We start from the raw sequence: 23,748 nt of genomic DNA on the forward strand, positions 1-23,748 counted from the left end.
TGCGCGGAGTCTCGCACAGGCGGGCCGTCGGCGCCCGCCTGCACCCTCACCTCAGCCGTTCCCGCCGACCCCGGCCGGGGCGGACACCCCGCCGGCGTCCGCCGCGTCGGCGGGGCCGGGCTGCTGGGGCGGCCGGTCGGACGGCAGGTTCGCCAGCACCACGTCGAGCACCCGGACCGCGCCCGGCTTGGAGAGCGGGTTGTTGCCGTTGCCGCACTTCGGCGACTGGACGCAGGACGGGCACCCCGCCTCGCAGCCGCACTCGGCGATCGCGTCCCGGGTGGCCCGCAGCCACTCGGCCGCCGTCCGGTACGCCCGCTCGGCGAACCCCGCCCCGCCCGGGTGCCCGTCGTAGACGAAGACCGTGGGGGACTCGGTGTCGGGGTGCAGCGCCGTGGACAGCCCGCCGATGTCCCACCGGTCGCAGGTGGCCATCAGCGGCAGCAGGCCGATCGCGGCGTGCTCGGCGGCGTGCAGCGCGCCGGGGACGTCGGCGGGGTCCACGCCGGCGAGGGCCAGCGACTGCGGCGAGAGGGTGAACCAGACCGCGACGGTACGCAGCTCCCTGGCGGGCAGGTCGAGCGGGCGGGTGTCGATCACCTCGCCGGACGCGATCCGTCGCCGCTGGTACGACACCACCTGGCTGGTCACGTCCACCTCGCCGAGGAACAGCCCGACCGGCCCGGCGTCGACGTACGAGCGCACGGAGACCACGGACAGCGAGGTGACGTCGCGGGCGTGGGTCGACCAGTCGGGCTCCTCGGCGTGTACCAGCGCGCAGCCGTCCGCCAGGTCGAGCTGGTCCACCACGTACGAGACGCCCTGGTGCAGGTAGACCGCGCCGGGGTGGACGAGGAAGTGCGCCGATCCGCCGTCGACGGTGCCGAGCAGCCGCCCGGTGGACGCCTCCACCACACAGACCGGCGCCCCGCCCTCGCCCCGCAGGTCGACCTCGGGCCGTTCCCGGTGCCGCCAGTACCAGCCGGTCGGCCGCTGCCGCAGCGCCCCCGCCGCCACCAGGTCGTCGACCGCCTCCTTCGCGCCCTCCCCGAACAGCTCCAGATCCGGCGGGGTGAGCGGGGCCTCGGCGGCGGCGCAGGCGAGCTGCGGGGCGAGCACATACGGGTTGGCCGGGTCGAGGACGGTGGCCTCGACCGGCCGGCCGAACAGCGCCTCCGGGTGGTGCACGAGGTAGGTGTCCAGGGGGTCGTCCCGGGCCACCAGCACGGCGAGCGCCTCGTCGCCGGAGCGCCCGGCCCGGCCGGCCTGCTGCCACAGCGAGGCGCGGGTGCCGGGCCAGCCGCAGACCAGCACGGCGTCCAGCCCGACGAGGTCGACGCCCAGCTCCAGCGCGTTGGTGGAGGCGAGCCCGAGCAGGTCGCCGTGCAGCAGTGCCCGCTCCAGCTCGCGCCGTTCCTCGCGCAGGTAGCCGGCCCGGTACGCGGCCACCCGCTCGCCGAGCCCCGGGACCGCCTCGTCCAGCGCCCGGCGGGCGGTGGTCGCCACCACCTCGGCACCCTTGCGGGACCGGACGAAGGCGAGGGTGCGTACCCCGGCGGCGACCGCGTCGGCGAGCAGGTCGGCGGTCTCCCGCAGCGCCGACCGGCGGACCTGGGTGAGATCGGCGGCCTCGGGTGAGGCCGACGCGGACGGGGCGGGCAGCAGGGGCGGCTCCCAGAGGGCGAACGTCACCCCGCCGCGCGGCGACGCGTCCTCGGTGACGGCGGTCACCGGCAGGCCGGTGAGTCGCCCGGCCGCCGTGGCCGGGTCGCCCGAGGTGGCGGAGGCCAGCACGAACGTCGGCCCGCCCGGGGTACGCCCGTACTTCGCGCACTGGCGGCGCAGCCGGCGCAGCACGTGCGCGACGTGGGAGCCGAACACCCCCCGGTAGGTGTGGCACTCGTCCACGACCACGTACGCCAGCCGGCGCAGGAAGCCGGACCAGTGCGCGTGACCGGGCAGGATGCCGTGGTGCAGCATGTCCGGGTTGGTCAGCACGAACCGGGAGTGCTGGCGGATCCAGTCCCGCTCGGCGCGCGGGGTGTCGCCGTCGTAGCAGGCGGGGCGTACCCCGTCGAGCTCCAGTCCGGCGACGGCGCGGAGCTGGTCGGCGGCGAGCGCCTTGGTCGGCGCCAGGTAGAGCGCGGTGGCCCGGGGGTCGGCGAGCAGGGCGGCCAGCGCGGGCAGCTGGTACGCCAGGGACTTGCCGGACGCCGTCCCGGTGGCGACGACGACGTGTCGCCCGGCGTACGCCAGGTCGGCGGCCTCGGCCTGGTGCCGCCACGGCGCGACCACGCCGCGCCGACCGAGCGCGGCCCGCAGCTCCTCGGGGACCCACTCCGGCCACGGCGCCGGCGTCCCGGCCCGGGCGGGCACCCGCTCGACGTGGGTGACCGGGTCCACGCCGTGTCGCCCGCGCAGCTGGCGCAACAGCTCCGCCGGCGCCGCCGTGGGCGCGCGGCCGGGGCCGTGGCCTGCGGGTACGGCGGCTGCGGGGGTCACGTCCTGCACTTTCGCACGGGTGTTCGGAGTTGAGGGTGGGGGGTCTGGGTAAGGGAAGCCTGCCCGGTGACCGCACGGGTGGTTCCGGCGGGGATGGTTAGATGCCCAGGAGAGTTTACGACTCTTGCGAGGAGGACCGATGGAGCTGTCGCTGGCGACCCGCGCCGTGGGGGAGCACACGGTGCTCGAGGTCGGCGGTGAGGTGGACGTCTACACCGCCCCCCGCCTGCGGGAACGGCTCCTCGAACTGATCGACGGCGGGGCCCGTCACGTCGTGGTCGACCTGGGCCGCGTCGACTTCCTCGACTCCACCGGCCTCGGCGTGCTGGTCGGGGCGCTCAAGCGGCTGCGCTCGGCCAACGGCACGTTCGCGCTGGTCTGCGACAAGGAGCCGCTGCTGAAGATCTTCCGGATCACGGCGCTGGACCAGGTCTTCCCACTGCATCCAACGGTCGATGCGGCGATCGGGGCCGACCCGACCGGCACCGGCGCCTGATGGCCACGGTCAAGCTCTCGTTCTCGCCCGCGCCGGTGCACGTCCGCACCGCCCGGCTGGTCGGCGTCGCGGTGGCCCGCCGCGCCGGCGTCCGCGAGGACCTGCTCGACGAGGTGCGCCTGGCCATCGGCGAGGCCTGCACCCGGGCGGTCGCGCTGCACCGGCAGTACCACCTGTCCGACCCGGTGCTCGTGGAGATGTCCGACACCGGCGCGTACGCGGTGCGCGTGGTGGACCGGGCGCCGATCGAGGCCGGCATCGGCCTGGCCGCGCTGGACGCCGACCAGCTCGCCAACGAGTCGCTCAACGAGGACGACCTCACCACCGGCGTCGGGTTCGCCCTGCTCGCCGGCTTCGTCGAGGACCTCCAGGTGCGCCCCGTCGACGAGGGCGTCGGGACCGAGGTCCGGATGGTCTGGCCGGTGGGCCGCTGACCCCTCGCCCAGCCCGCTGACCCCTCGCTCAGCCCGCTGACCCCTCGCTCAATCCGCTGATCCGCCGCTCAGGCCGCGTCCGTCGCTTGGGACGCGGCCTGTTCGTCGTGCCGGGCCCTATATCAGATTCTTTTTCGTAACACAGCGACGAAGATCATTGAGACACGGTGACCCCTGCGTGTGACCTCCGACACTACCGAGGGCTACAGTACGCGGGTTGTCAGCAAGTGATCCTTCCCGCACCCAGCGGGTATGGGTGTTCATCGCTGGTCCGCTGGGGTGGGTTGGCGCGCTTGCTCGTCCGCATCCAGGCGCCGGGCGGTGCGTCTCCACCGGCCGGCGCGAGTGTTCGGTACAGGAGGACACAGATGTCCGGGACCTTGGCCGCCGACGGCGGCGCACTGTCCCTTTCCGGAGCCAACGTGACGTACGTCGTCATCGCCGCGGTCCTCGCGCTGGTGGCACTCGTCTTCGCCGCCGCCTTGACCAAGGCCGTGCTGGCAGCCGGCAAGGGCACCACCAACATGCAGGAGATCTCCGGGGCGGTACAGGAGGGGGCCTCGGCCTACCTGCTCCGGCAGTTCAGGACACTCGCGATCTTCGTCGTGATCGCCGTGGTGCTGCTGTTCCTGCTGCCGGTGCACGACACCGACGGCAGCGAGATCGCGGTGAAGATCGGTCGGTCCGCCTTCTTCGTGGTGGGCGCCCTGTTCAGCGCGTTCATCGGCGGCGCCGGCATGTGGCTGGCCACCCGCGCGAACCTGCGGGTCGCCGCCGCGGCCCGGGAGCGGGAAGGCGGGCGGGAGGCCGCCATGCGGATCGCCTTCCGCACCGGCGGCGTGGTCGGCTTCCTCACCGTCGGCCTCGGCCTGTTCGGCGCGGCGCTGGTCGTCCTGCTCTACCGGGGCGACGCCCCGACCGTGCTGGAGGGCTTCGGCTTCGGCGCCGCCCTGCTGGCGATGTTCATGCGGGTCGGCGGCGGCATCTTCACCAAGGCCGCCGACGTGGGCGCCGACCTGGTCGGCAAGGTCGAGCAGGGCATCCCGGAGGACGACCCGCGCAACGCCGCCACCATCGCCGACAACGTGGGTGACAACGTCGGCGACTGCGCCGGCATGGCCGCCGACCTCTTCGAGTCGTACGCGGTCACCCTGGTCGCCGCGCTGATCCTCGGCCGCGCCGCGTTCGGCGAGGAGGGCCTGGTCTTCCCGCTGATCGTCTCCGGAATCGGCGCGATCATCGCCATCATCGGCGTGTTCATCACCCGGCTGCGCGCCTCGGACCGCTCCGGCCTGACCGCGATCAACCGGGCCTTCTACGCCTCCGCGATCGTCTCGGCGGTGCTGGTGGCCGTGGCCACGTACGCGTACCTGCCGGCGACCTTCGCCGAGCTCGAGGGCGGGCTGACCGACGTCAGCGAGAACCCGCGGGTCGTGGCCATCGGCGCGGTGGTCATCGGCATCGTGCTGGCCGCCGCGATCCAGGCGCTGACCGGGTACTTCACCGAGACCAACCGGCGCCCGGTGCAGGACATCGGCAAGAGCTCGCAGACCGGCGCCGCGACCGTCATCCTCGCCGGCATCAGCGTCGGCCTGGAGTCGGCCGTCTACTCGGCGCTGCTGATCGGCGCGGGCGTCTTCGGTGCGTTCCTGCTCGGCGGCAGCTCCATCACGCTGTCGCTGTTCGCCGTGGCGCTGGCCGGCACCGGCCTGCTCACCACCGTCGGCGTGATCGTCGCGATGGACACCTTCGGCCCGATCTCCGACAACGCGCAGGGTGTGGCCGAGATGTCCGGCGACATCGACGAGCACGGCGCCCGGACGCTCACCGAGCTGGACGCGGTCGGCAACACCACCAAGGCGATCACCAAGGGCATCGCCATCGCCACCGCCGTCCTCGCGGCGACCGCGCTGTTCGGCTCGTACACCGACACCCTGCGGACGGCGTACTCCGACGCGGGCGTCGCGGACGTGGGCACGGAGATCCTCAACTCGCTCAACGTGGCGAACCCGCGCAACCTGGTCGGCCTGATCATCGGCGCGGCCGTGGTCTTCCTCTTCTCCGGCCTGGCCATCAACGCGGTGTCCCGCTCGGCCGGTGCCGTGGTGATGGAGGTCCGCCGGCAGTTCCGCGAGTTGCCCGGGATCATGGACCGCACCCAGCGCCCCGAGTACGGCAAGGTCGTCGACATCTGCACTCGGGACGCGCAGCGCGAGCTGATGACCCCCGGCCTGCTGGCCATCCTCGCCCCGATCGCGGTCGGCTTCGGCCTCGGGCCGGGCGCGCTGGCGGCGTACCTGGCCGGGGCGATCGGCGCGGGCACCCTGATGGCGGTGTTCCTGGCCAACTCCGGTGGCGCCTGGGACAACGGCAAGAAGCTCGTCGAGGACGGCGCGTACGGCGGCAAGGGCTCCGACTCGCACGCCGCCACCGTCATCGGCGACACCGTCGGCGACCCGTTCAAGGACACCGCCGGCCCGGCGATCAACCCGCTGATCAAGGTGATGAACCTGGTTTCGCTGCTGATCGCGCCGGCCGTCGTGGCCTGGAGCGTGGGCGACGACAAGAACACCGGCCTGCGGGTGGGCATCGCGGTGGTGGCCGCGCTGGTCATCGTCGCGGCGGTGGTGTTCAGCAAGCGCAAGGAGGTCGCCATGGGCGACTCCGACGGCACCGGCACCACCGCTGGCAAGCGGCAGGAGACGGTCGGCGCCTGAGTGGTGACGCAGCGGGCTCCCGGTCGGCGCGACGCCGGCCGGGAGCCTCGCCTGCCCGGACCCGGGACACCCTGGCGCACCCACGGCGACGGAACGCCAGCTCACGGGACCGGACGCCGGCCGCCCTGCCGGGCCGTGGCGCGGGCGGCGGCAAACCGACCGGTGGCGCATCCGCGCGGAGGCCGTACGCTGCAACGCATGCGCACGTGCCGGGCGGCGACCGCCGGAAGACTCACGGCGGTTCTCGCGACGCTCGTCGTCACGCTGGCCGGCTGCGGTGGCGGTCCCAGCCCGCGGGCGTGGGCGGCATCCGTCTGCGAGGCGCTCACCCCCTGGCGGGCGGAGATCAACAAGCTGACCAGCAGCACCCAGCAGCAGATGACCGCGCAGACCATCCCCGCGCAGGCCAAGGAGAACCTGGTGCGACTCTTCGCCGGGGCGGAGCAGGCCAGCGAGAGGGCCCGGCGCCAGGTCGACGAGGCGGGCGTCCCCGAGACCGACCACGGCGAGGAGATCTCCCGGGGCTTCCAGACGTCGCTCGGCAAGGTCCGCGACGCGTACGGGCGGGCGCGGGCCACCATCAGCAAGCTGAGCATCAGCGAGCCCAGCGCCTTCTACGACGGCGTGCGCGCCGCCGTGGAGACCCTCAACAAGGAGTACGACGCCAGCGCGCTGGACACCAGCCGGCTCAACTCCGAGGAACTCAAGCAGGCCTTCGACGAGGTCCCGGAGTGCCGCTGACGCCCCCCGACAGACTTCCCGACCCGGTCCGGCAGCTGTCGCTGTTCGGGGCCGAGGCGGCGGACCCGTCCGTCGCCGACCTGGCCGGCCTGCTCGCCGGCCCGGGGGAGGTGCTCCGGATGGGCGGCACCGCGCGGCTGATGGTGGTGGTGGACGCCGGATGGCGGGTGCACGTGCTCGTCGCCGAACTGGCCCGACGGGGGCTGGCCGCGACCTGGGAGGCGACGGAGGACCAGCGGCACCTGGTGCGCACCTCGTACGCCAGCACGCTGGCCCCGTTGGCGCTGGCCTGGGTGGGCCACTCCACCGCCGTGGAGCCCGCTCCCACCGGGCCCTCCGCCCCGGCCGCCGTGGAGCCTGCCCCGGCCGCCGTGGAGCCTGCCCCGGCCGCCGTGGAGCCCGCCCCCGTCGCCGTGGAGCCTGCCCCCGTCGCCGTGGAGCCCGCCCCGGCCGCCGGGCCCTCCGCTCCCGCCGTGGGGCTCGATCTCGCCGGGCCGGTGAAGCGGCCGCCCGCCGGGTTCCACCTCAACGGGCGGCGGCTGCGGCTCTGGCTGGCCGCCGCCGGGGCGGCCGACCCGCCCGGGTTCCTGCTCCGGCTCGGCCCGGCAGACGAGGCCGGCTGGGAGCCGGTCGGCGCCGCGCTGGCCGCCATCGGCCTGCCGGCGGTCCTGGTCGACCCCGACGAGCGCGGCCCCGCGTACCGGATCGCCGGTCGTCGCCGGCTGGCCCGGCTCGCCGACCTCGTCGGCGACCGCCCGCCCGCCGCGCCCGCCGCGGACTGGCCCACCCACGCCTGACCGGCCGCGCACCGGCCCACGCCTGACCGGCCGCACACCGGCCCACGCCTGACCGGCCACGCACCGGCCCGCGGCCCGGCGGCGCCCCGGCCCGGCGCGCCGCTGGGCTGGCCGCCGACGGGCGCCGGCCGAGGGCCGCCCGTCGACCGGTCCCGGCCCGGCTGTCCGATGCGGGACACTGGGCAGCCGGTTCGGGGGCGAAAACGGGCTGGTGGGCCCTCGGTCGAGGGGACGTCATCGTCACGGTGGCCTGCTTGAGACCCTACCCAGGGTGTACGGTGGCGCCGTCCGGCATGACCATCGCCGGTGCGGCGTGGGGTGGGCGTCGCACTTGGGGCGGTTTGCCGCCCGCGAAACCCGAATCGCGGGCGGCGCGTTACGTTGGACATCCGGACCGCCGGCGGTTCCGGCGGACCGCGGGTGGTCCGTGCCCGGAATCGGCCGGCCACGAGCAGGAGTGAGGTCGCAGGAGACGTGCCGAGCAACCCCAGGACCACCCGTCTGGTCATCGTCGAGTCACCGGCGAAGGCCAAGACGATCTCGGGCTACCTTGGCCCGGGGTACGTCGTGGAGGCCAGCTTCGGGCACGTCCGCGACCTGCCGCGCAACGCCGCCGACGTGCCCGCCAAGTACAAGGGCGAGCCGTGGGCCCGGCTCGGCGTGGACGTCGACAACGGCTTTCACGCCCTCTACGTGGTCTCGCCCGACCGCAAGCAGCAGATCAGCAAGCTGACCAAGCTGGCCAAGGAGGTCGACGAGATCCTCCTCGCCACGGACGAGGACCGCGAGGGCGAGGCGATCGCCTGGCACCTGGTCGAGACGCTGAAGCCCAAGGTGCCGGTCAAGCGGATGGTCTTCCACGAGATCACCAAGCCGGCGATCCAGGCGGCGGTGGCCAACCCGCGGGAGATCGACCGGGACCTGGTCGACGCCCAGGAGGCCCGGCGCATCCTCGACCGGCTCTACGGCTACGAGGTCTCTCCCGTGCTGTGGAAGAAGGTCATGCCGAAGCTGTCGGCGGGCCGGGTGCAGTCCGTGGCGACCCGGATCGTGGTTGAGCGGGAGCGCCAGCGGATGGCGTTCCGCACCGCCGAGTACTGGGACATCCTGGCCACCCTGTCCGTGGTGAACCGGGGTGAGGGGCCGCGCAGCTTCAACGCCACCCTGGTCGCCCTGAACGGCGACCGGATCGCCACCGGCAAGGACTTCGAGCCGACCACCGGCCGGGTGAAGGCCGGCGCCGGGGTGGTGCACCTCGACGAGGGTGGGGCGCGCGGGCTCGCCGCCCGGTTGCAGGGGCGGCCGTTCGCCGTCACCCGGGTGGAGGAGAAGCCCTACCGCCGGCGCCCGTACGCGCCGTTCATCACCTCCACCCTCCAGCAGGAGGCCGCCCGCAAGCTGCGGTTCTCGTCGCAGCAGACGATGCGCACCGCGCAGCGGCTGTACGAGAACGGCTACATCACCTATATGCGTACCGACTCGGTGAATCTGTCGGAGACCGCCATCGCGGCGGCTCGCCGGCAGATCGCCGAGCTGTACGGCGAGCGCAGCGTGCCGCCGGAGCCGCGCCGCTACACCGGCAAGGTGAAGAACGCCCAGGAGGCACACGAGGCGATCCGTCCGGCGGGGGACAACTTCCGCACCCCGGGCGAGGTGGCCAAGGAGCTGTCCGAGGAGGAGAACCGGCTCTACGAGCTGATCTGGCGGCGTACCATCGCCTCGCAGATGACCGACGCGGTCGGCTCCAGCGTCTCGGTGCGCATCCGCGCGGTCTCCTCGGCCGGCGAGGAGGCCGACTTCGGCGCGACCGGCAAGACGATCACCGACCCCGGCTTCCTGCGCGCGTACGTCGAGTCCAGCGACGACGAGAACGCCGAGGCCGAGGACGCCGAGCGTCGGCTGCCCAACCTGGTCAAGGACCAGCCGCTGACCGCCGACGAGCTGGCCGCGCAGGGCCACCACACCCAGCCGCCGTCGCGGTACACCGAGGCGTCGCTGGTCAAGGCCCTGGAGGAGCTGGGCATCGGCCGCCCGTCCACGTACGCGTCGATCATGCAGACCATCCAGGACCGCGGGTACGTCTCCAAGCGCGGCCAGGCGCTGATCCCGTCCTTCCTGGCGTTCGCGGTGATCGGCCTGCTGGAGCGGCACTACCCCCGGCTGGTCGACTACAACTTCACCGCCAGCATGGAGAACGAGCTGGACGAGATCGCCGGGGGCGACCACGCCGCCGTCGACTTCCTCACCGCGTTCTACTTCGGCAGCACCAACGGCGCCGGCGACCAGGCCATCGCCCGCTCCGGTGGGCTCAAGAAGCTGGTCACCGAGAACGTGAGCGAGATCGACGCGCGCAGCGTCAACTCGATCCCGCTGTTCACCGACTCCGAGGGGCGCGAGGTCGTCGTCCGGGTCGGGCGCTACGGGCCGTACCTCCAGCGGAGCGTGCCCGGCGAGGAGCCGGCGGCGCACGCCGAGGGCGAGGAGGGCGGCACTCCCGGCGACCGGGCGCCGATCCCCGAGGGGCTGGCCCCCGACGAGCTGACCCGGGAGAAGGTGCACGAGCTGTTCCTCGGCGGGGGCGGCGAGCGCAAGCTCGGCGACGACCCGGCGACGGGGGAGCCGATCGTGCTCAAGTCCGGCCGGTTCGGCCCGTACGTGGCCAGCGGCGAGCGGAAGTCCTCGCTGCTGCGTTCGCAGTCGCCGGACACGCTCACCCTCGACCAGGCGCTGCGGCTGCTCAGCCTGCCCCGGCTGGTCGGGGTGGCCCCGGACGGCGTCGAGATCTTCGCGAACAACGGCCGGTACGGCCCGTACGTCAAGCGCGGTGACGAGTTCCGGTCGCTGGACTCGGAAGAGAAGATGTTCACCGTCACGCTGGACGAGGCGCTGGCCCTGCTGGCCGCCCCGAAGACCCGCCAGCGTCGGGCCGCCGCGCCGCCGCTGCGGGAGCTGGGCGCCGACCCGCTGACCGAGAAGCCGCTGGTGATCAAGGACGGCCGGTTCGGCCCGTACGTCACCGACGGCGAGACCAATGCGTCGCTGCGCCGGGGGCAGACGCCGGAGGCGCTGAGCATCGAGGAGGCCTCCGAGATGCTCGCCGAGAAGCGCGCGAAGGGCCCGGCGCCGCGGAAGAAGGCGGCGGCGAAGAAGACGACGGCCAAGAAGACCACGGCGGCGAAGAAGACCACGGCGGCGAAGAAGACGACCGCCACGAAGTCCACGGCCGCGAAGTCCACTGCGACGAAGGCGACCGCGACGAAGGCGACCAAAGCGGCGCCGAAGAAGGCTGCCCGGGCCAGCGAGTAGCGGCGCTACAGCGAATCTTGGTACGGGATCGGTCCCTCCCTCCGGGGGCGGAACCGTACCAAGATTGGATACCCGGCCAGCCGGACGTCGACGTAGCGGCGGCGGCCGGCCGCGTCGCGCCGGACTGTCTGCCTTGACGAAGCCACGACCGGCTCGCCCCAGGTTTGAACCACACGCCGCCGGCCGGCACCCCGTGGTCTGGGGTGCCGGCCGGCGGCTGTTCGGCTGTGTGTGGGTCAGCTGTTCCAGTGCTGGGCGACGAGGTCGGCGGCCTGCTGCTCCCACTGCGCGTACGCGTCCGGGTACGCCGAGACCTGCACGGTCTGCGCGGCCTGGGTCAGGGGCATGTCCTGCCACCCGTCGACCTGCTTGAGGCCCTTGAGGAATGCGGTGGTGGAGTACTCGGGGTCGGTGATCTGCTCCGGGGTGCCCCAACCCGAGGACGGCCGCTGCTGGAACAGACCCAGCGAGTCGTGGTCGTTGGCGTCGCCCAGGTGGCCCAGGTTCTCCAGCTTCGACTCCTGCAGGCTGGTGGCGATCGAGATCACCGCGGCCCGCTCGGGCAGGCCGGCCTTCTTCGTCGCGGCGATGATCGCCTTCGCGTTGCCGGTCTGCTCGTCGTCGAGGGTGAGGTGTGACTGTGCGCCCTGCGCGCCGTGCGGGATCAGCTTGCTGGCGTCGGGCTTGTCGCCCTGCACCACGGCCACGGCGACGGGCTTGCCCTGCACCGGGGTCTCGGCGTGGGCGGCGGTGGCGTGCAGGGGGCCGGCGGCCAGACCACCGGCGAAGGCCAGACCGGCGATACCGAGAACGCTCTTACGCAGCAGCATCGTGTTCATGATCGAAAGCTCCATTCGGGGGTCGACGCACACCACCGGCCGGGGGGACTGACTGGGGTGGTGTGCGAGCACCGTCAGGCGCTCGAAGAAGGGGGAGAAGACTCTGCCCGGTGCGACCGCGGGGCGCGGGGTGCCTCGTCGCGGCGCCCGGGAACCATGTCCAACGACCGGCGGCCCACCATCATTCCGGGCTGGGGCCACCCCGCCTCACATCAGGCGGGCGGCCTTCCTCGGCCGTGCGTCAGGGTGTAACGCCCCCGCCCCGGCGACGATTCCGCCCCCACGATGCCGCCGGTCACACCCGGACACCCCACCGAACCGGACATCCGAGGCGAATCAGCGCACCCGGGGCGGGTGATCCACTCCATGCCGCCGACATGGCGGCATCCCGCACGCTGGACGCCCCAATGTCACCGACATGGCGGGATCATCCAAGTCAGGGGCCCAGGAGCGCGTTCAGGTGGTCCGTCGTGAAGATCCGGTTCGGGTCGAGGCGGTCGCGGATCGCCTGGAAGTCGGCGAACCTCGGGTACGCGGGCGCCAGCGACTCCGCGTCGCGCCAGTGCAGCTTGCCCCAGTGCGGGCGGCCGCCGAGCCCGGCCGCCACCCGCTCGAACGCCCGGAAGTACGGCTCGTACGGCATGCCCACGTACTGGTGCAGGGCGACGTACGCGGACTCGCGCCCGTACCCGTGGGAGAGCCAGATGTCGTCGGCGGCGGTGAACCGCACCTCGACCGGGAACACGACCTTGGTCGGGAGCCCGTCGACGATCCGGCGCAGCGCGTCCAGTGCCTCGGGCAGGGCTTCGCGCGGCAGGGCGTACTCCATCTCCACGAAGCGGACCCGGCGCGGGGTGCAGAAGACCCGGTCGGAGCGGGCGGTGTAGATCCTCTCGGTGAGCACCCGGGAGGCGACGCCGCTGATCGTCGGCACCAGGGCGGGTACGGCCCGGCCGACCCGGCAGACGCCGCCGAAGAAGGTGTTGGACAGGAACTCGTCGTCCAGCCAGCCGCGCCACCGGGGCAGCGGCCGCTCGTCAACCGGCGCCCGGTCGTTGGACTTGAGCTGGACGCGGGGCGTGTACGGGAACCAGAAGAACTCGACGTGGTCGTGGGCGGTGGCCAGGTCCGGCAGGTCGGCGAGGACGGCGTCCAGCAGTGCGGGGCGCTCGTGCGCGCGCAGCCCGAACGCGTCCACGCACTGGAGGGTCACGTCGGTCAGCACGCCGAGGGCGCCCAGGGAGACCCGGGCGGCGGCGAAGACGTCCGGATGCTCGTCGGCGGAACAGCGCAGCACCTCGCCGGTGCCGGTGACCAGGGTCAGCGCCGCGACGAACGTGGACAGGCAGCCGAGGGCGGCCCCGGTGCCGTGGGTGCCCGTGGAGATCGCCCCGGCGACGGTCTGCGTGTCGATGTCGCCGAGATTGGGCATGGCCAGCCCGTTCGCGGCGAGCAGGTCGTTGAGCCGGTGCAGGGGCATCCCGGCCGGTACGGTGACCAGGCGTCGCTCGCGGTCGATGCGGACGTCGACGTCCAGGCCGGCGAGTTCCATCCGCCTTCCCTGGCTGCGGGCGACGGGGCTGAAGGAGTGGCCGCTGCCGACCGGCCGGATCCGGTCCCCGGCCGCGGCTGCGGCCTGGACGGCGTCGGCGACGTCGGCGATCGTACGGGGACGGAGGACCTCGGTGGCGGTGCTGCGCTGGTTGCCGGCCCAGTTGGCCCAGGCGGCGAGCGGTCCGGTGCTGGCCATGCGCGCTCCTCGAGATGAATGTGAGTCGACTTCCTAGCAGGAACGTCGTGCCTGGTAAATACCGCAACCGAGGTCCGCTCGTTGTACCGGTAGTCACGCACTCGTGACGTGCAGATATGTTCATCCGTCGAAGGGGGGTGGCGCCGAGTGTCCACACCAGCCGCCACGACCGGGCCGTTGCGCCGGGTGCCGGTCCAGGGTCGAAGCGTCGCACGGGTCCAGCGCATGCTGGACGCCTGCGCCGAACTCATCGACGAGGTGGGGTACGAGGGGCTGACCACGACCCTGCTCGCCGAGCGTGCCGGGGTGGCGATCGGGTCGGTCTACCAGTTCTTTCCGGACAAGCGGGCGATCGTGCAGGCGCTGACCCTGCGCACCATGGAGTCCTACCTCCAGCGGCTCGACGAGCGGTTCTCCTCGGACGACCTGACCCACTGGTGGGATGGTGTCGACGCGGGAATCGACGAGTACATCACCATGCACCGCACCGTCCCGGGCTTCCGCACCCTGCACTTCGGCGACGTGGTCGACCTGCACCTGCTGGACGAGCAGCGGGACAACAACGGCGTGATCGCCGACCAGTTGGCCCGAGTGCTCACCGAGCGGTTCGGCATGGCCGACGAGCCGCGTCTCAGGTTCTGCCTGGAGATCGCGGTCGAGGCCGCCGACGCGCTGATCAAGCTCGCCTTCCGCCGCAAGCCGGAGGGCGACGAGGAGGTGCTCGCCGAGGCCAAGGCGCTCATCCGCGAGTACCTGCACCGGCACGTCGAGGCCCAGGCGGACAGCGCCTCCTGAGCCGGCGGGTGCGGCCCGCGTCCCACGGAACCGACCGGGCCGCCACGCGCGCCGAGACGGGGCAGTCGACGCCCCGGTGAGAGCGCCTAGAGGAAGGCGTGCCCCTCGCCCCGGTACGTCGGGACGCTGCCCACCACCCGGTCGCCGTCGACCAGGTGCAGCTCGTTGACCCGTTCGCACAGCTCGCCGGCCTTGGCGTGCCGGAACCAGACGCGGTCGCCGATCCGTAGCTCGGTCGCCGCCGCGCCGGCCAGCGGGGTCTGCACCTCGCCGGCCCCCTCCGCGCCGAGCAGCCGCAGCCCGGCCGGCAGCCAGGGGGCGGGCAGCCGGGTCCCGCCGGCCTGACCGGAGGCGATCCAACCGCCGCCGAGCACCGTGACCAGCCCGGGCCCCGGGCGGCGGACCACCGCGCAGGCGAAGAACGCCGCCGGGGCGGGGCGCCAGGCGCGGTAGGAGTCGAAGAGCTTCGGCCCGTACAGGCCGGATCCCGCGGTGACCTCGGTGACCGCGGGATCGGCGCTGGTCGCCGCCACGCTGCCGGTGCCGCCGCCGTTGACGAACTCCAGGTCGGCGTGCTCGCGTACCGCGGCCACCGCCGCGCCCCGGCGGGCCAGCAACTCCCGGTACGACCCGCGCTGGGCGAGTCGGATCGCGGTCGCCAGGGCCGCCCGGCCGGGCGGCGCGTCGCCCAGCCCGGCGATCTGCGCCTCGTACGACATGAGGCCGACCAGCCGGAAGCCGGGCCGGGCCGCGACGGCGGCGGCGAACGCGCCGGCCGTCCGGGCGCTGTGCACGGGCGAGCGGCGTACCCCGACGTGCACCCGCCCGCCCAGCGGCCGCCAGGAGGCGTCCAGGTCCAGGCAGAACCGCAGCTCGGGCCGGCGGCCGGGGGGACGCACCGCGTCGACCAGGTCGAGCTGCTCGGCCCCGTCGACCATCAGCGTGACCGCGCGGGCCAGCCCCTCGTCGGCGGCCAGCTCGGCGAGCGCCCCCCGGTCGGCCGTCGGGTACGCCACCAGCAGGTCGTCGCTCACGCCCGAGCGGGCCAGCCAGATCGCCTCGGGCAGGGTGAACGCCATCACCCCCCGCCAGCCGGGCCGGCCCAGCGCCCGCCCGAGCAGTTCGCGGACGCGGACGGACTTGCTGGCCACCCGCAGCGGCTTGCCGCCCGCGCGACCGGGCAGCGCCGCCGCGTTGGCGTCGAACGCGGCCAGGTCGACCACCGCGTACGGCGGGTCGAGGTGGGCCGTCGCCCGGTCCAGGCGGTCGCGCAGTCTGTCGCTTTCCGTGGCCACGTGTGCACGCTAACTGTCGGACGATTGATGTGAAACACCCTCGCGTACGTCGGGCTGCCGGCTGTGGCGCCAGCGGCCTAGGCTCGGCGAGCAGGCGATGTCGCGGGCGGGGTGCACCCCCGCCGGGGACTAGAGTGTTGCACCGGGACTGCCCAGGGTTGGGCCGGCACGTGGAGGTACGGCCATCGAAAGCCAGAACAACGGCGAGTCGCCCGGCGTGTCGCCGTCCACGAGCCAGCCGGACGCCCCGGCCGCCGCGGCCGACCGTTCCGGGGCCGCCGCGATCCGTTCCGTGCTGCGCATCCGGCCGTTCCGGCGGCTGTGGCTCGTGCTCGGCGCCGCCTCCTTCGGCGACTGGCTGGGCCTGCTCGCCACGTCGGTCTTCGCCGCGTCCCAGGTGCAGGGCAGCACCGCCAAGGGTGCCGCCTTCGGCACGCTGATCGCCATCCGGCTGCTGCCGGCGCTGCTGCTCGGCCCGGTGGCCGGCGTCCTCGCCGACCGGTTCGACCGGCGCTGGACGATGGTCATCTGCGACGTGGCGCGCTTCCTGCTCTTCGCCTCCATCCCACTGTTCGCCCTCACCGGCGCCGGCGGCGGGCTGGTCGTCGGCTGGGCGGCGATCGCCACCTTCCTGATCGAGACGATCACCCTGCTGTGGATCCCGGCCAAGGAGGCCGCGGTCCCCAACCTGATCCCGCGCGCCCGCCTGGAGGCGGCCAACCAGCTCACCCTCATCACCACGTACGGCCTCACCCCGATCGCCGCCGCCATCGGCCTGTCGGCGCTCGACGGCAGCGTCCGCGCGGTGACCGGCGGGAACGTCCCCGTCTGGGCCGAGCCGGCCCAGCTCGCGCTCTGGTTCAACGCGTTCTCCCGGCTGGCCACCGCGCTGGTCGTCGCCTTCGGCATCAAGGAGATCAGCCGGACGGGGCGCGGCGCGGGGGAGCGCGCCGAGCAGGGCGTGACCCGCCAGTTCACCGAGGGGTGGCGGTACATCAGCCACACCCCGCTGGTCCGGGGCCTGGTGCTCGGCATCTTCGGCGCGTTCGCCGGCGGCGGCATCGTGATCGGCACGGCACGGTTCTTCGCCGCCTCGCTCGGCGCCGGCGACGCCGCGTTCTACCTGCTCTTCGGCGCGATCTTCGTCGGCCTGGCGCTCGGTATCGGGCTCGGCCCGATGATCGTCCGGGACATGTCCCGGCGGCGCTGGTTCGGCGCGAGCATCGTGCTGGCCAGCGCCTCCGTGCTGGCGCTCGCGTTCGCCATCCACCTGTCGATGGCGATGCTCGGCGCCGTCCTGGTCGGCGCGGCGGCCGGGATGGCCTTCCTCGCCGGCACCACCCTGCTCGGCGGCGAGGTCGCCGACGAGGTGCGCGGCCGGGTCTTCGCCGTGGTGCAGATCGGCACCCGGCTCGTGCTGATCCTGGCCATCGCGCTGAGCAGCCTGCTGGTCGGCGCCGGCGGCTCGCGCCGGCTGACCGTCGCCGACCTGGGCATCTCCGTCTCCTCCACCCGGCTGCTGCTGCTCGCCGCGGGCGTCGCCGGCATCTTCGCCGGGATCAGCGCCTTCGGGCAGATGGACGACAAGAAGGGCGTGCCGGTCCTCGCCGACCTGTGGGGGTCGATCCGGGGCCGCCCACTGATGCCGGCCGAGCAGTTCGTCCCCAACGGGCTCTTCGTGGTCTTCGAGGGCGGCGAGGGCGCCGGCAAGTCCACCCAGCTCGCCCTGCTCGCCGAGCGGCTGCGCGAGCAGGGCCGGGAGGTGGTGGTGACCCGCGAGCCGGGGGCCACCCCGATCGGCGAGCGCATCCGCTCGCTCCTGCTCGACAGGTCCGGCGCCGAGGCCCCCTCCCCGCGCGCCGAGGCGCTGCTCTACGCGGCCGACCGGGCACACCACGTCGCGACCGTCGTCCGGCCCGCCCTCGTCCGCGGCGCGGTGGTGATCAGCGACCGGTACGTCGACTCGTCCCTCGCGTACCAGGGGGCCGGGCGGACCCTGCCGGTCGACGAGGTCTCCTGGCTCTCCTCCTGGGCCACCGGCGGGCTCAAGCCCGACCTGGTCGTGCTGCTGGACGTCGACTCGCGCACCGGGCTGTCCCGGGTCGCCGCCCGCAGCGCCGACGTCGACCGGCTGGAGGCCGAGTCCGTCGCCTTCCACGAGCGGGTCCGGTACGCCTTCCTCGACCTCGCCGCCAACGACCCGAAGCGCTACCTGGTGCTCGACGCGGCCAAGCCGGTCGACGAGATCGCCGGGCTGGTCGCCGGCCGGGTGGAGGCGTTCCTGACCGACCCGGCCGGGATCGTCCACCCCCGTCCCGCGCAGGGGCCGGACACCTCGGTGCAGCCGGAGTTATCCGACGCGGAGCTGGTGACGATGGAGCGCCGCACCTGATGCCGGACGTCTTCGCCGACCTGGTCGGGCAGGACGACGCGGTCGACACGCTGCGCCGGGCCGCCGCGGCGGCCGCCGCCGTGCTGCGCCACGCCGCCGCCGTGCACGCGGCGGCCACGGCCGCCCCGGCGGATCCGGACGACGAGGACGCCCTCGCCGCCGAGGCGGAGGCCGACGCCGCCGGGAGCCCCGCCGACCCGGGCGCCGGGATGACCCACGCCTGGATCTTCACCGGCCCGCCCGGCTCGGGCCGGTCGGTCGCCGCCCGCGCGTTCGCCGCGGCCCTGCAGTGCGTACGCGGCGTCGGCTGCGGCGAGTGCCCGGGCTGCCACACCACGCTGACCGGCACCCACGCCGACGTGCGGCTGGTGGTGCCCGAGGGGCTGTCGATCGGCGTCGGGGAGATGCGCGCCCTGGTGCTCCGGGCGGCCAGCACCCCGTCCGGCGGCCGGTGGCAGGTGGTGATCATCGAGGACGCCGACCGGCTCACGGAGGCGGCCGGCAACGCGCTGCTCAAGGCGGTCGAGGAGCCGCCGCCGCGGACGGTCTTCCTGCTCTGTGCCCCGTCCACCCACCCGGACGACATCTCCGTGACCATCCGGTCGCGCTGCCGGGTCGTACCGCTGCGGCAGCCCCCGCCCGCCGCGGTGGCCGAGGTGCTGGTGCGCCGCGACGGCGTCGCGCCCGACGTGGCCGCGTGGGCGGCGGCGGCCGCGCAGGGCCACGTGGGCCGGGCCCGGCGGCTCGCCCGCGACCCGGAGGCCCGCCAGCGCCGGGACGCGGTGCTCGCGGTGCCGCGCCGGCTGACCGGCGTGGGCGCGGCCTTCGACGCGGCGTCCGCGCTGATCGAGGCGGCCGAGGCGGAGGCCGCGGCGTCGGTGGCGGAGATCGACGAGGCCGAGCGGGCCGCGTTGCAGACCGCGCTCGGCGCGGGCGGCACCGGCCGGGGCGCGGCCGGCGCGATGCGCGGCGCCGCCGGCCAGCTCAAGGACCTGGAGAAGCGGCAGAAGTCGCGGGCCACGCGGGCCCAGCGCGACTCCCTCGATCGGGCCCTGGTCGACCTGGCCGGCTTCTACCGGGACGCCGTCACGGCGGCGCTGGGCGCGCCGGTCGCCCCGGTGCACACCGACACGGCCGCGATCGCGGAGGCCGGGGCGCGGAAGTGGCACGCCGAGGGGGCGCTGCGCCGGCTGGAGGCCGTGCTGGAGTGCCGGGCCGCCATCGAGGCGAACGTCAAGCCGCGGATCGCGGTGGAGGCGATGATGCTCGCCCTCTGGAAGGGTTGACGGGCTCCCGCGTCGTCCACAGGGCATCGACACGTGCGATTGGTGTGCGGTACGGTCCCGGGGGTGCCGCGGTGATCGTGGCAGCACGGACGGTGAGTGCGCTGCCGGGAGGAGTCCACGATGCCTCGGGAGATCGACGAGGCCTGGATCGAGGAGGCGGTGCGGCGCTATCGCCGCATCGAGTCCTTGCAGGCCGAGTTCGACCAGGCGGTGGCAACCGTCGAGGTCACGGTGCGCTCCCCGGACGGGCTGGTGGAGGTCCTGGTCACCGCCGAGGGGCGGATCACCGACGTGCGTTTCCTCGGTCCCCTGCACACCCGCAACCCCCGGGACGTCGCCGCGTCCGTGCGGGCCGCGGTGACCGCCGCCGCCGACGCGGCGCAGTGGGCCCGGGAGAAGCTGCACAACGAGACGTTCGCGGCGTACCGGCCGCTGGCGGGGGCCTGACATGGACGAGCTGCGCGCCCTCGCCGCCCGGCTCGACGAGGCGAGCGCCACCCTCGACGCCCTGGCCCGCGCGGTGACCGCCACCGACCCGCCGCACCCGGCGTTCGGCGTCCACGCCCCCGGCCGGCCCGGCGAGATCGGCCGGGCGCTGCACCGGCGGTGGACGGCCGCCACCGGCGACCGGGCCCGGGAGGCGAGCGCCGCCGCCGTCCGGCTGGCCGCCGCCGCGTCCGCCGTCCGCAGCGCCGCCGACCGGTACGCGGGCGTCGACGACTCCGCCCGGCTGCGGCTGGGCCGGGACGCATGATGGACGCCCTCGACCGCCTCGCCGAGCCGGGGCTGGACCTGCTCGACCGCGTCGACACGTTGCTCGCCGCGGGCGCCCCGAGGGGCACCCGATCTGGCCGCTGCTGCGCCGCATGCAGGCGCTGCCCGGCGACGCCGTGCGGGCCTTCCTCGACCTGCACCCGGCGCCGCTGGCCGAGGCCGGCCACGCGGTCCGCGCGCTCGTCGGCGCGTACGACGAGGTGAGCCGCGCCCTGGCTGACCCGGTCGCCTGGTCCGGGGCAGCCGCCTCCGCGTACGACGGGTCGCGCGCGGCGCTGCTGCGCCACCTCGACGAGGGCCCGGACAGCCTGGTCGGCCGGCTGGAGTCCACCGCCGGGTACGCCGACGCGCTCGCCGACTGGGTCGAGGGCAGCCGCCTGGCGCTGGCCCGGGCGCTGGCCGACGTGCTCCGCTCCGCCGAGGCGGTGCGGGTGCGGGTCGCCACCGCCCCGGGCGGCGAGCCGCGCGGCCCCGTCCTGGTCGCGGCGGCGGACGTCGCCCACCGGGTGCTCTCGGTGCTGGGCGTGGCGTACGACGGGGCCGAGACGCTGCTGCGCCAGTGGTCGCCGAGCCTGACCGAGTCCGTGTGGCGCGCCCCCGCGGGCGGCCCGTCCCGCTACGACGTCGTCACCCGCGTCGGCCGCTGACCGTGCCCCGCACGCCGGTATCCACCGGCGGAGACACGGCCACGGCGCCGCGCGCGTGAGCCGGCCTGTCGACCGGGCCCCGGCGGCGGCGCCGTGGCCTTCCCCTGCACCCCCCGCAGGTCTGCCTCCACTCAACGCCCCCGGCGGGCGTCTGTCCCCCGGCTCGGCCCGGAATCAGCCGTCCGGGCGAGGGCCATCGGCACGACGGGTCAACCGCGGATCGTACGAAACTACGTTCGTGAATCAATGCGTGGGGTGAACAACCGGCGACCGCTGGGTGGGTGGCGGCGTCGCCGCGTCGTAGGGTGAGGGTATGGGGATGCTCTGTGCGGTCAGCTTCAACCGGTACGGGCGCCTCTACTACCTCGACCCGGGCGAGTTCCGCCCGCAGGTGGGCGACCGGGTGCTGGTGCCCACCGACGACGGGCCCGAGGTGGCGGAGTGCGTGTGGGCCGCGCAGTGGGTCGGCGAGGACACCGACGGCTTCCCCAAGCTGGTCGGCCTCGCCCAGGAGGAGGACCTGCGCCGCGACGAGCTGCTGCGGCGGCGCAAGGCCGAGGCGAAGGTGGCCGCGAAGCGGCTGATCCGGGAGCACGGCCTGCCGATGAAGGTGGTGGCCGTCGACCACGTCCTCGGGGGCGCCGAGGGCGGCGGCGAGCGGACCATGGTCTACTTCACCGCGCCGCACCGGGTCGACTTCCGCTCCCTCGTCCGCGACCTGGGCGCGACCCTGCACTGCCGGGTCGAGCTGCGGCAGCTCTCCGCGCGGGACTCCGCCCGCGTGCAGGGCGGCATCGGCTCCTGCGGCCGGGATCTGTGCTGCGCCACGTTCCTCACCGACTTCGAGCCGGTGACCATCCGGATGGCCAAGGACCAGGACCTGCCGCTGAACCCGCTGCGCATCTCCGGCGCGTGCGGCCGGCTGATGTGCTGCCTCAAGTACGAGCATCCGCTATACACCCGATTCGCGGAATCTGCCCCACCTGTCGGCTCTCGAGTGACGACACCTGAAGGCGATGGTCGGGTGGTCGCACACAACGTCCCCAGAGATTCCGTGACCGTGCGGCTGGACGCCGACGGCTCCCGCTGCTCGTGCTCACGAGCTTCCGTCTGCGGCCCCCGTCAGGCACACGACGAGCACTACAACGCCTGACGTCGGCGCCCGGTGTCCTCGGCGGCAGGCGCTCCTGACCAGCCGTCAGCGGATCGTGATCGGGGGTTCCGCCAGGCGGGGGGTCAGCGGGGCGCTCGGGACCAGCCAGGAGGACTCCGGGGACTGGTCGGGGTTCAGCTTCCAGTCGCGGGCCACGCGGTCGACCGCGACCGGGTAGACGGTGAGAGTGCCGTCGGGGTCGATGCGCATCCGCAGGAACGCCTTGGAGTCCTCGATGCCCTGCCCGGCGAACAGCTCGTTGAGGTTGACCCCGAACGCCCCCGCCACCAGCAGGTACGCCGCCACCAGCTCGCTGGCCAGGAAACCGATCACCGGCCCGTAGAGCACGGCGGCGGCGACCGCCGGCCACGGCCAGGTCCAGTCGTGCAGGGGCAGCGACAGCCAGGCCCAGGTGCCTGCGGCGGCCAGCCCGACGTGGGCCAGGCCGTGCCCCACGCCGAGGATCCAGTGCCGCGCGTGCCGCTTTCCGGTCGCGCTGGGCGGCTTCGCGAAGAGGGCCGCCCCGAGCATCGTCACCAGCAGCATCGCCACCAGCGGGACGCTGAACAGCCGCTGCTCGGCGCCGCCCGCCCGGTCCGCGGTGACCCCGGCCATGGCCAGCATCAGCAGGGTGTGCACGATGCCCAGCAACGTGCCGAAGCCCGGGTTGCGCCACGGCAGCCGGGCGAAGACGCCCCAGCCGTAGCGGCGGGAGCGGGCCTTGTCCGGGAAGCGGGCCGCCAGGTCGTACGGGCGGCTGGGGCTCGCCCGGCGGGCCAGGGTGTCCCGCGGCGGTACCTCGATCCGCTCCGGCAGGTGGTGGGTCGGATACAGGTACGCCCCGCCGCTGCCGCAGGTGATGAGCTGCCGGTCCGGGCCGGCGTACCGGGCATAGTGGTGCAGGTCGCCGGAGATCAGCAGGCGTACCCGCGCCCCCGTGGGCGCGACGATCGTACGGATGAAGTAGTCGATCGAGTCGTACGCCGTGGGCTGGTCGACGGCCTTGACCCACGTCGGTGCCGCCACGGCCAGGATCACCCGGCTCTGCGGACCCAGCTTCCGGGCCACCCCGTCGAAGTAGGTGAGCTGCGGGTCGTCCAGGTACGAGCCGGACTGGTCGTCGAGGCCGAGCAGCCACCAGTCCGCGGGCAGTTCCACGGCGAAGTACGACCGGAACTGGCCGGTGGCCCAGCCGCCGAAGTGCCGGTCCCGGGTCCGGACGAACAGCCGCAGGAACGCGGTGAGACCGTCGTACCAGTCGTGGTTGCCCGGCACGGCGAACAGGGTGGGCCGCTCGGGCGGCGTGCCGGGCAGCGCCGCCTGGTACGGCCCCTTGCACCGGTCCTCGTACGCCCCGTACGACGCCGACGGGTAGACCTGGTCCCCGCCCATCACCAGCGTCTGGGCTCGGGGCAGCCGGTGCCCGTCGACCTCCAGTTCCCGCTGGGCGAGCAGGTACGCGATCGAGTACGTGGCATCGAAGCCGTCGCCCAGGTCGGCCACGTAGTCCAGCCACAGCCCGCCGTCCGGCCCGACCTGGCGCTCGATGCGGGCCTCCAGCGAGTTCTGCAGCTCCCGCTTGTCCAGGTACGCCCCGAACAGCAGCGCCAGCAGCGTACGCAGGCCGGTGCTGATCAGCAGGAGGGGCGCGAGCCACGGGACCGGCTTGCGCGGGGTGAAGCCCAGCTCCAGCGGGTCCGTGCTGCGCGGCCGGCGGGCGGGGCCGATGCCGTCTTCCGGTGCTTCGCCCTGCGGGCCGTCGACGGGGGCGCGGTCGTCGGTCACCCGCCGCAGCGTAGTCCCGTCCGGGCCGCCGCGCTGTCG

At 74.2% G+C, this 23,748-nt stretch carries 17 protein-coding genes and 1 pseudogene; 13 read left to right on the top strand and 5 right to left on the bottom strand.

Annotation, left to right across the window (positions count from 1 at the left end; all coding sequences use genetic code 11):
* Window positions 1–51 precede the first annotated feature (51 nt).
* Window positions 52–2,502 carry a DEAD/DEAH box helicase gene (locus JD77_RS14370; RefSeq protein ID WP_246140662.1) on the bottom strand — a complete coding sequence of 817 codons (2,451 nt, stop codon included), beginning with the start codon at window positions 2,500–2,502 and terminating at the stop codon, window positions 52–54.
* Window positions 2,503–2,641: 139 nt separating this feature from the next.
* Here JD77_RS14370 and JD77_RS14375 point away from each other — a divergent pair, with 139 nt between their 5' ends.
* From JD77_RS14375 to topA, 6 genes are all read left to right on the top strand, one after another.
* Complete coding sequence (locus JD77_RS14375; RefSeq protein ID WP_145774846.1) at window positions 2,642–2,998, top strand: STAS domain-containing protein; 357 nt, start codon at window positions 2,642–2,644, stop codon at window positions 2,996–2,998.
* On the top strand, window positions 2,998–3,432 hold the full coding sequence (locus JD77_RS14380; RefSeq protein WP_145774847.1) for an ATP-binding protein: 435 nt from the start codon (window positions 2,998–3,000) through the stop codon (window positions 3,430–3,432). The genes JD77_RS14375 and JD77_RS14380 overlap by 1 nt, the downstream gene beginning before the upstream one ends.
* Window positions 3,433–3,800: 368 nt before the next feature.
* Window positions 3,801–6,149, top strand: coding sequence for a sodium-translocating pyrophosphatase (locus JD77_RS14385; RefSeq protein ID WP_145774848.1), 2,349 nt, complete (start codon window positions 3,801–3,803; stop codon window positions 6,147–6,149).
* A 198-nt stretch (window positions 6,150–6,347) separates the two neighbouring features.
* Window positions 6,348–6,890 (top strand): hypothetical protein, encoded by a 543-nt coding sequence (locus tag JD77_RS14390; RefSeq protein WP_145774849.1) that lies wholly within the window; start codon window positions 6,348–6,350, stop codon window positions 6,888–6,890.
* Window positions 6,881–7,687: a hypothetical protein gene (locus JD77_RS14395; RefSeq protein ID WP_145774850.1), complete on the top strand. Its 807-nt coding sequence runs from the start codon at window positions 6,881–6,883 to the stop codon at window positions 7,685–7,687. The genes JD77_RS14390 and JD77_RS14395 overlap by 10 nt, the downstream gene beginning before the upstream one ends.
* A 474-nt stretch (window positions 7,688–8,161) precedes the next feature.
* Window positions 8,162–10,993 carry a type I DNA topoisomerase gene (topA, locus tag JD77_RS14400; protein WP_145774851.1) on the top strand — a complete coding sequence of 944 codons (2,832 nt, stop codon included), beginning with the start codon at window positions 8,162–8,164 and terminating at the stop codon, window positions 10,991–10,993.
* A 236-nt stretch (window positions 10,994–11,229) separates the two neighbouring features.
* Here topA and JD77_RS14405 read toward each other — a convergent pair whose 3' ends face one another.
* On the bottom strand, window positions 11,230–11,832 hold the full coding sequence (locus tag JD77_RS14405; protein ID WP_145774852.1) for a hypothetical protein: 603 nt from the start codon (window positions 11,830–11,832) through the stop codon (window positions 11,230–11,232).
* A gap of 436 nt (window positions 11,833–12,268) precedes the next feature.
* A complete protein-coding gene (locus JD77_RS14410; RefSeq protein WP_145774853.1) occupies window positions 12,269–13,582 on the bottom strand; it encodes a D-arabinono-1,4-lactone oxidase in 1,314 nt (437 codons plus the stop codon).
* A gap of 147 nt (window positions 13,583–13,729) precedes the next feature.
* Here JD77_RS14410 and JD77_RS14415 point away from each other — a divergent pair, with 147 nt between their 5' ends.
* Window positions 13,730–14,377 carry a TetR/AcrR family transcriptional regulator gene (locus JD77_RS14415; RefSeq protein WP_246140663.1) on the top strand — a complete coding sequence of 216 codons (648 nt, stop codon included), beginning with the start codon at window positions 13,730–13,732 and terminating at the stop codon, window positions 14,375–14,377.
* An 86-nt stretch (window positions 14,378–14,463) separates the two neighbouring features.
* Here JD77_RS14415 and JD77_RS14420 read toward each other — a convergent pair whose 3' ends face one another.
* Window positions 14,464–15,672, bottom strand: coding sequence for an alanine racemase (locus tag JD77_RS14420; protein ID WP_145774854.1), 1,209 nt, complete (start codon window positions 15,670–15,672; stop codon window positions 14,464–14,466).
* 292 nt (window positions 15,673–15,964) lie between these two features.
* Between JD77_RS14420 and tmk the strand changes: the two genes are divergently transcribed.
* From tmk to JD77_RS14450, 6 genes and pseudogenes are all read left to right on the top strand, one after another.
* Window positions 15,965–18,064: a dTMP kinase gene (gene tmk / locus JD77_RS14425; protein WP_145777587.1), complete on the top strand. Its 2,100-nt coding sequence runs from the start codon at window positions 15,965–15,967 to the stop codon at window positions 18,062–18,064.
* Window positions 18,064–19,350 carry a DNA polymerase III subunit delta' gene (locus JD77_RS14430; RefSeq protein WP_145774855.1) on the top strand — a complete coding sequence of 429 codons (1,287 nt, stop codon included), beginning with the start codon at window positions 18,064–18,066 and terminating at the stop codon, window positions 19,348–19,350. Before tmk ends, JD77_RS14430 begins: the two co-directional genes overlap by 1 nt.
* A gap of 120 nt (window positions 19,351–19,470) precedes the next feature.
* Window positions 19,471–19,797, top strand: a complete 327-nt coding sequence (locus tag JD77_RS14435; RefSeq protein WP_145774856.1) for a YbaB/EbfC family nucleoid-associated protein — start codon at window positions 19,471–19,473, stop codon at window positions 19,795–19,797.
* Between the two features lies 1 nt (window position 19,798).
* Window positions 19,799–20,104 (top strand): hypothetical protein, encoded by a 306-nt coding sequence (locus JD77_RS14440; RefSeq protein WP_145774857.1) that lies wholly within the window; start codon window positions 19,799–19,801, stop codon window positions 20,102–20,104.
* A pseudogene (locus tag JD77_RS14445) lies at window positions 20,104–20,771 on the top strand (hypothetical protein). The gene JD77_RS14440 and the pseudogene JD77_RS14445 overlap by 1 nt, the downstream one beginning before the upstream one ends.
* Before the next feature lie 313 nt (window positions 20,772–21,084).
* Window positions 21,085–21,924 (top strand): PSP1 domain-containing protein, encoded by an 840-nt coding sequence (locus tag JD77_RS14450; RefSeq protein ID WP_145774858.1) that lies wholly within the window; start codon window positions 21,085–21,087, stop codon window positions 21,922–21,924.
* Between the two features lie 45 nt (window positions 21,925–21,969).
* Here the strand turns inward: JD77_RS14450 and JD77_RS14455 are convergent, their stop codons facing one another.
* Window positions 21,970–23,709 carry a metallophosphoesterase family protein gene (locus JD77_RS14455; RefSeq protein WP_246140664.1) on the bottom strand — a complete coding sequence of 580 codons (1,740 nt, stop codon included), beginning with the start codon at window positions 23,707–23,709 and terminating at the stop codon, window positions 21,970–21,972.
* Between the last annotated feature and the right edge of the window lie 39 nt (window positions 23,710–23,748).

It is taken from the genome of Micromonospora olivasterospora, from assembly GCF_007830265.1.
GTDB lineage: Bacteria > Actinomycetota > Actinomycetes > Mycobacteriales > Micromonosporaceae > Micromonospora > Micromonospora olivasterospora.

Bases quoted from the DNA above. Each gene is read 5' to 3' on its own strand.
- JD77_RS14375 (WP_145774846.1), top strand. From the start codon at position 2,642: ATGGAGCTGTCGCTGGCGACCCGCGCCGTGGGGGAGCACACGGTGCTC.
- JD77_RS14380 (WP_145774847.1), top strand. From the start codon at position 2,998: ATGGCCACGGTCAAGCTCTCGTTCTCGCCCGCGCCGGTGCACGTCCGC.
- JD77_RS14385 (WP_145774848.1), top strand. From the start codon at position 3,801: ATGTCCGGGACCTTGGCCGCCGACGGCGGCGCACTGTCCCTTTCCGGA.
- JD77_RS14390 (WP_145774849.1), top strand. From the start codon at position 6,348: ATGCGCACGTGCCGGGCGGCGACCGCCGGAAGACTCACGGCGGTTCTC.
- JD77_RS14405 (WP_145774852.1), bottom strand. From the start codon at position 11,832: ATGAACACGATGCTGCTGCGTAAGAGCGTTCTCGGTATCGCCGGTCTG.
- JD77_RS14410 (WP_145774853.1), bottom strand. From the start codon at position 13,582: ATGGCCAGCACCGGACCGCTCGCCGCCTGGGCCAACTGGGCCGGCAAC.
- JD77_RS14430 (WP_145774855.1), top strand. From the start codon at position 18,064: ATGCCGGACGTCTTCGCCGACCTGGTCGGGCAGGACGACGCGGTCGAC.
- JD77_RS14435 (WP_145774856.1), top strand. From the start codon at position 19,471: ATGCCTCGGGAGATCGACGAGGCCTGGATCGAGGAGGCGGTGCGGCGC.
- JD77_RS14440 (WP_145774857.1), top strand. From the start codon at position 19,799: ATGGACGAGCTGCGCGCCCTCGCCGCCCGGCTCGACGAGGCGAGCGCC.
- JD77_RS14450 (WP_145774858.1), top strand. From the start codon at position 21,085: ATGGGGATGCTCTGTGCGGTCAGCTTCAACCGGTACGGGCGCCTCTAC.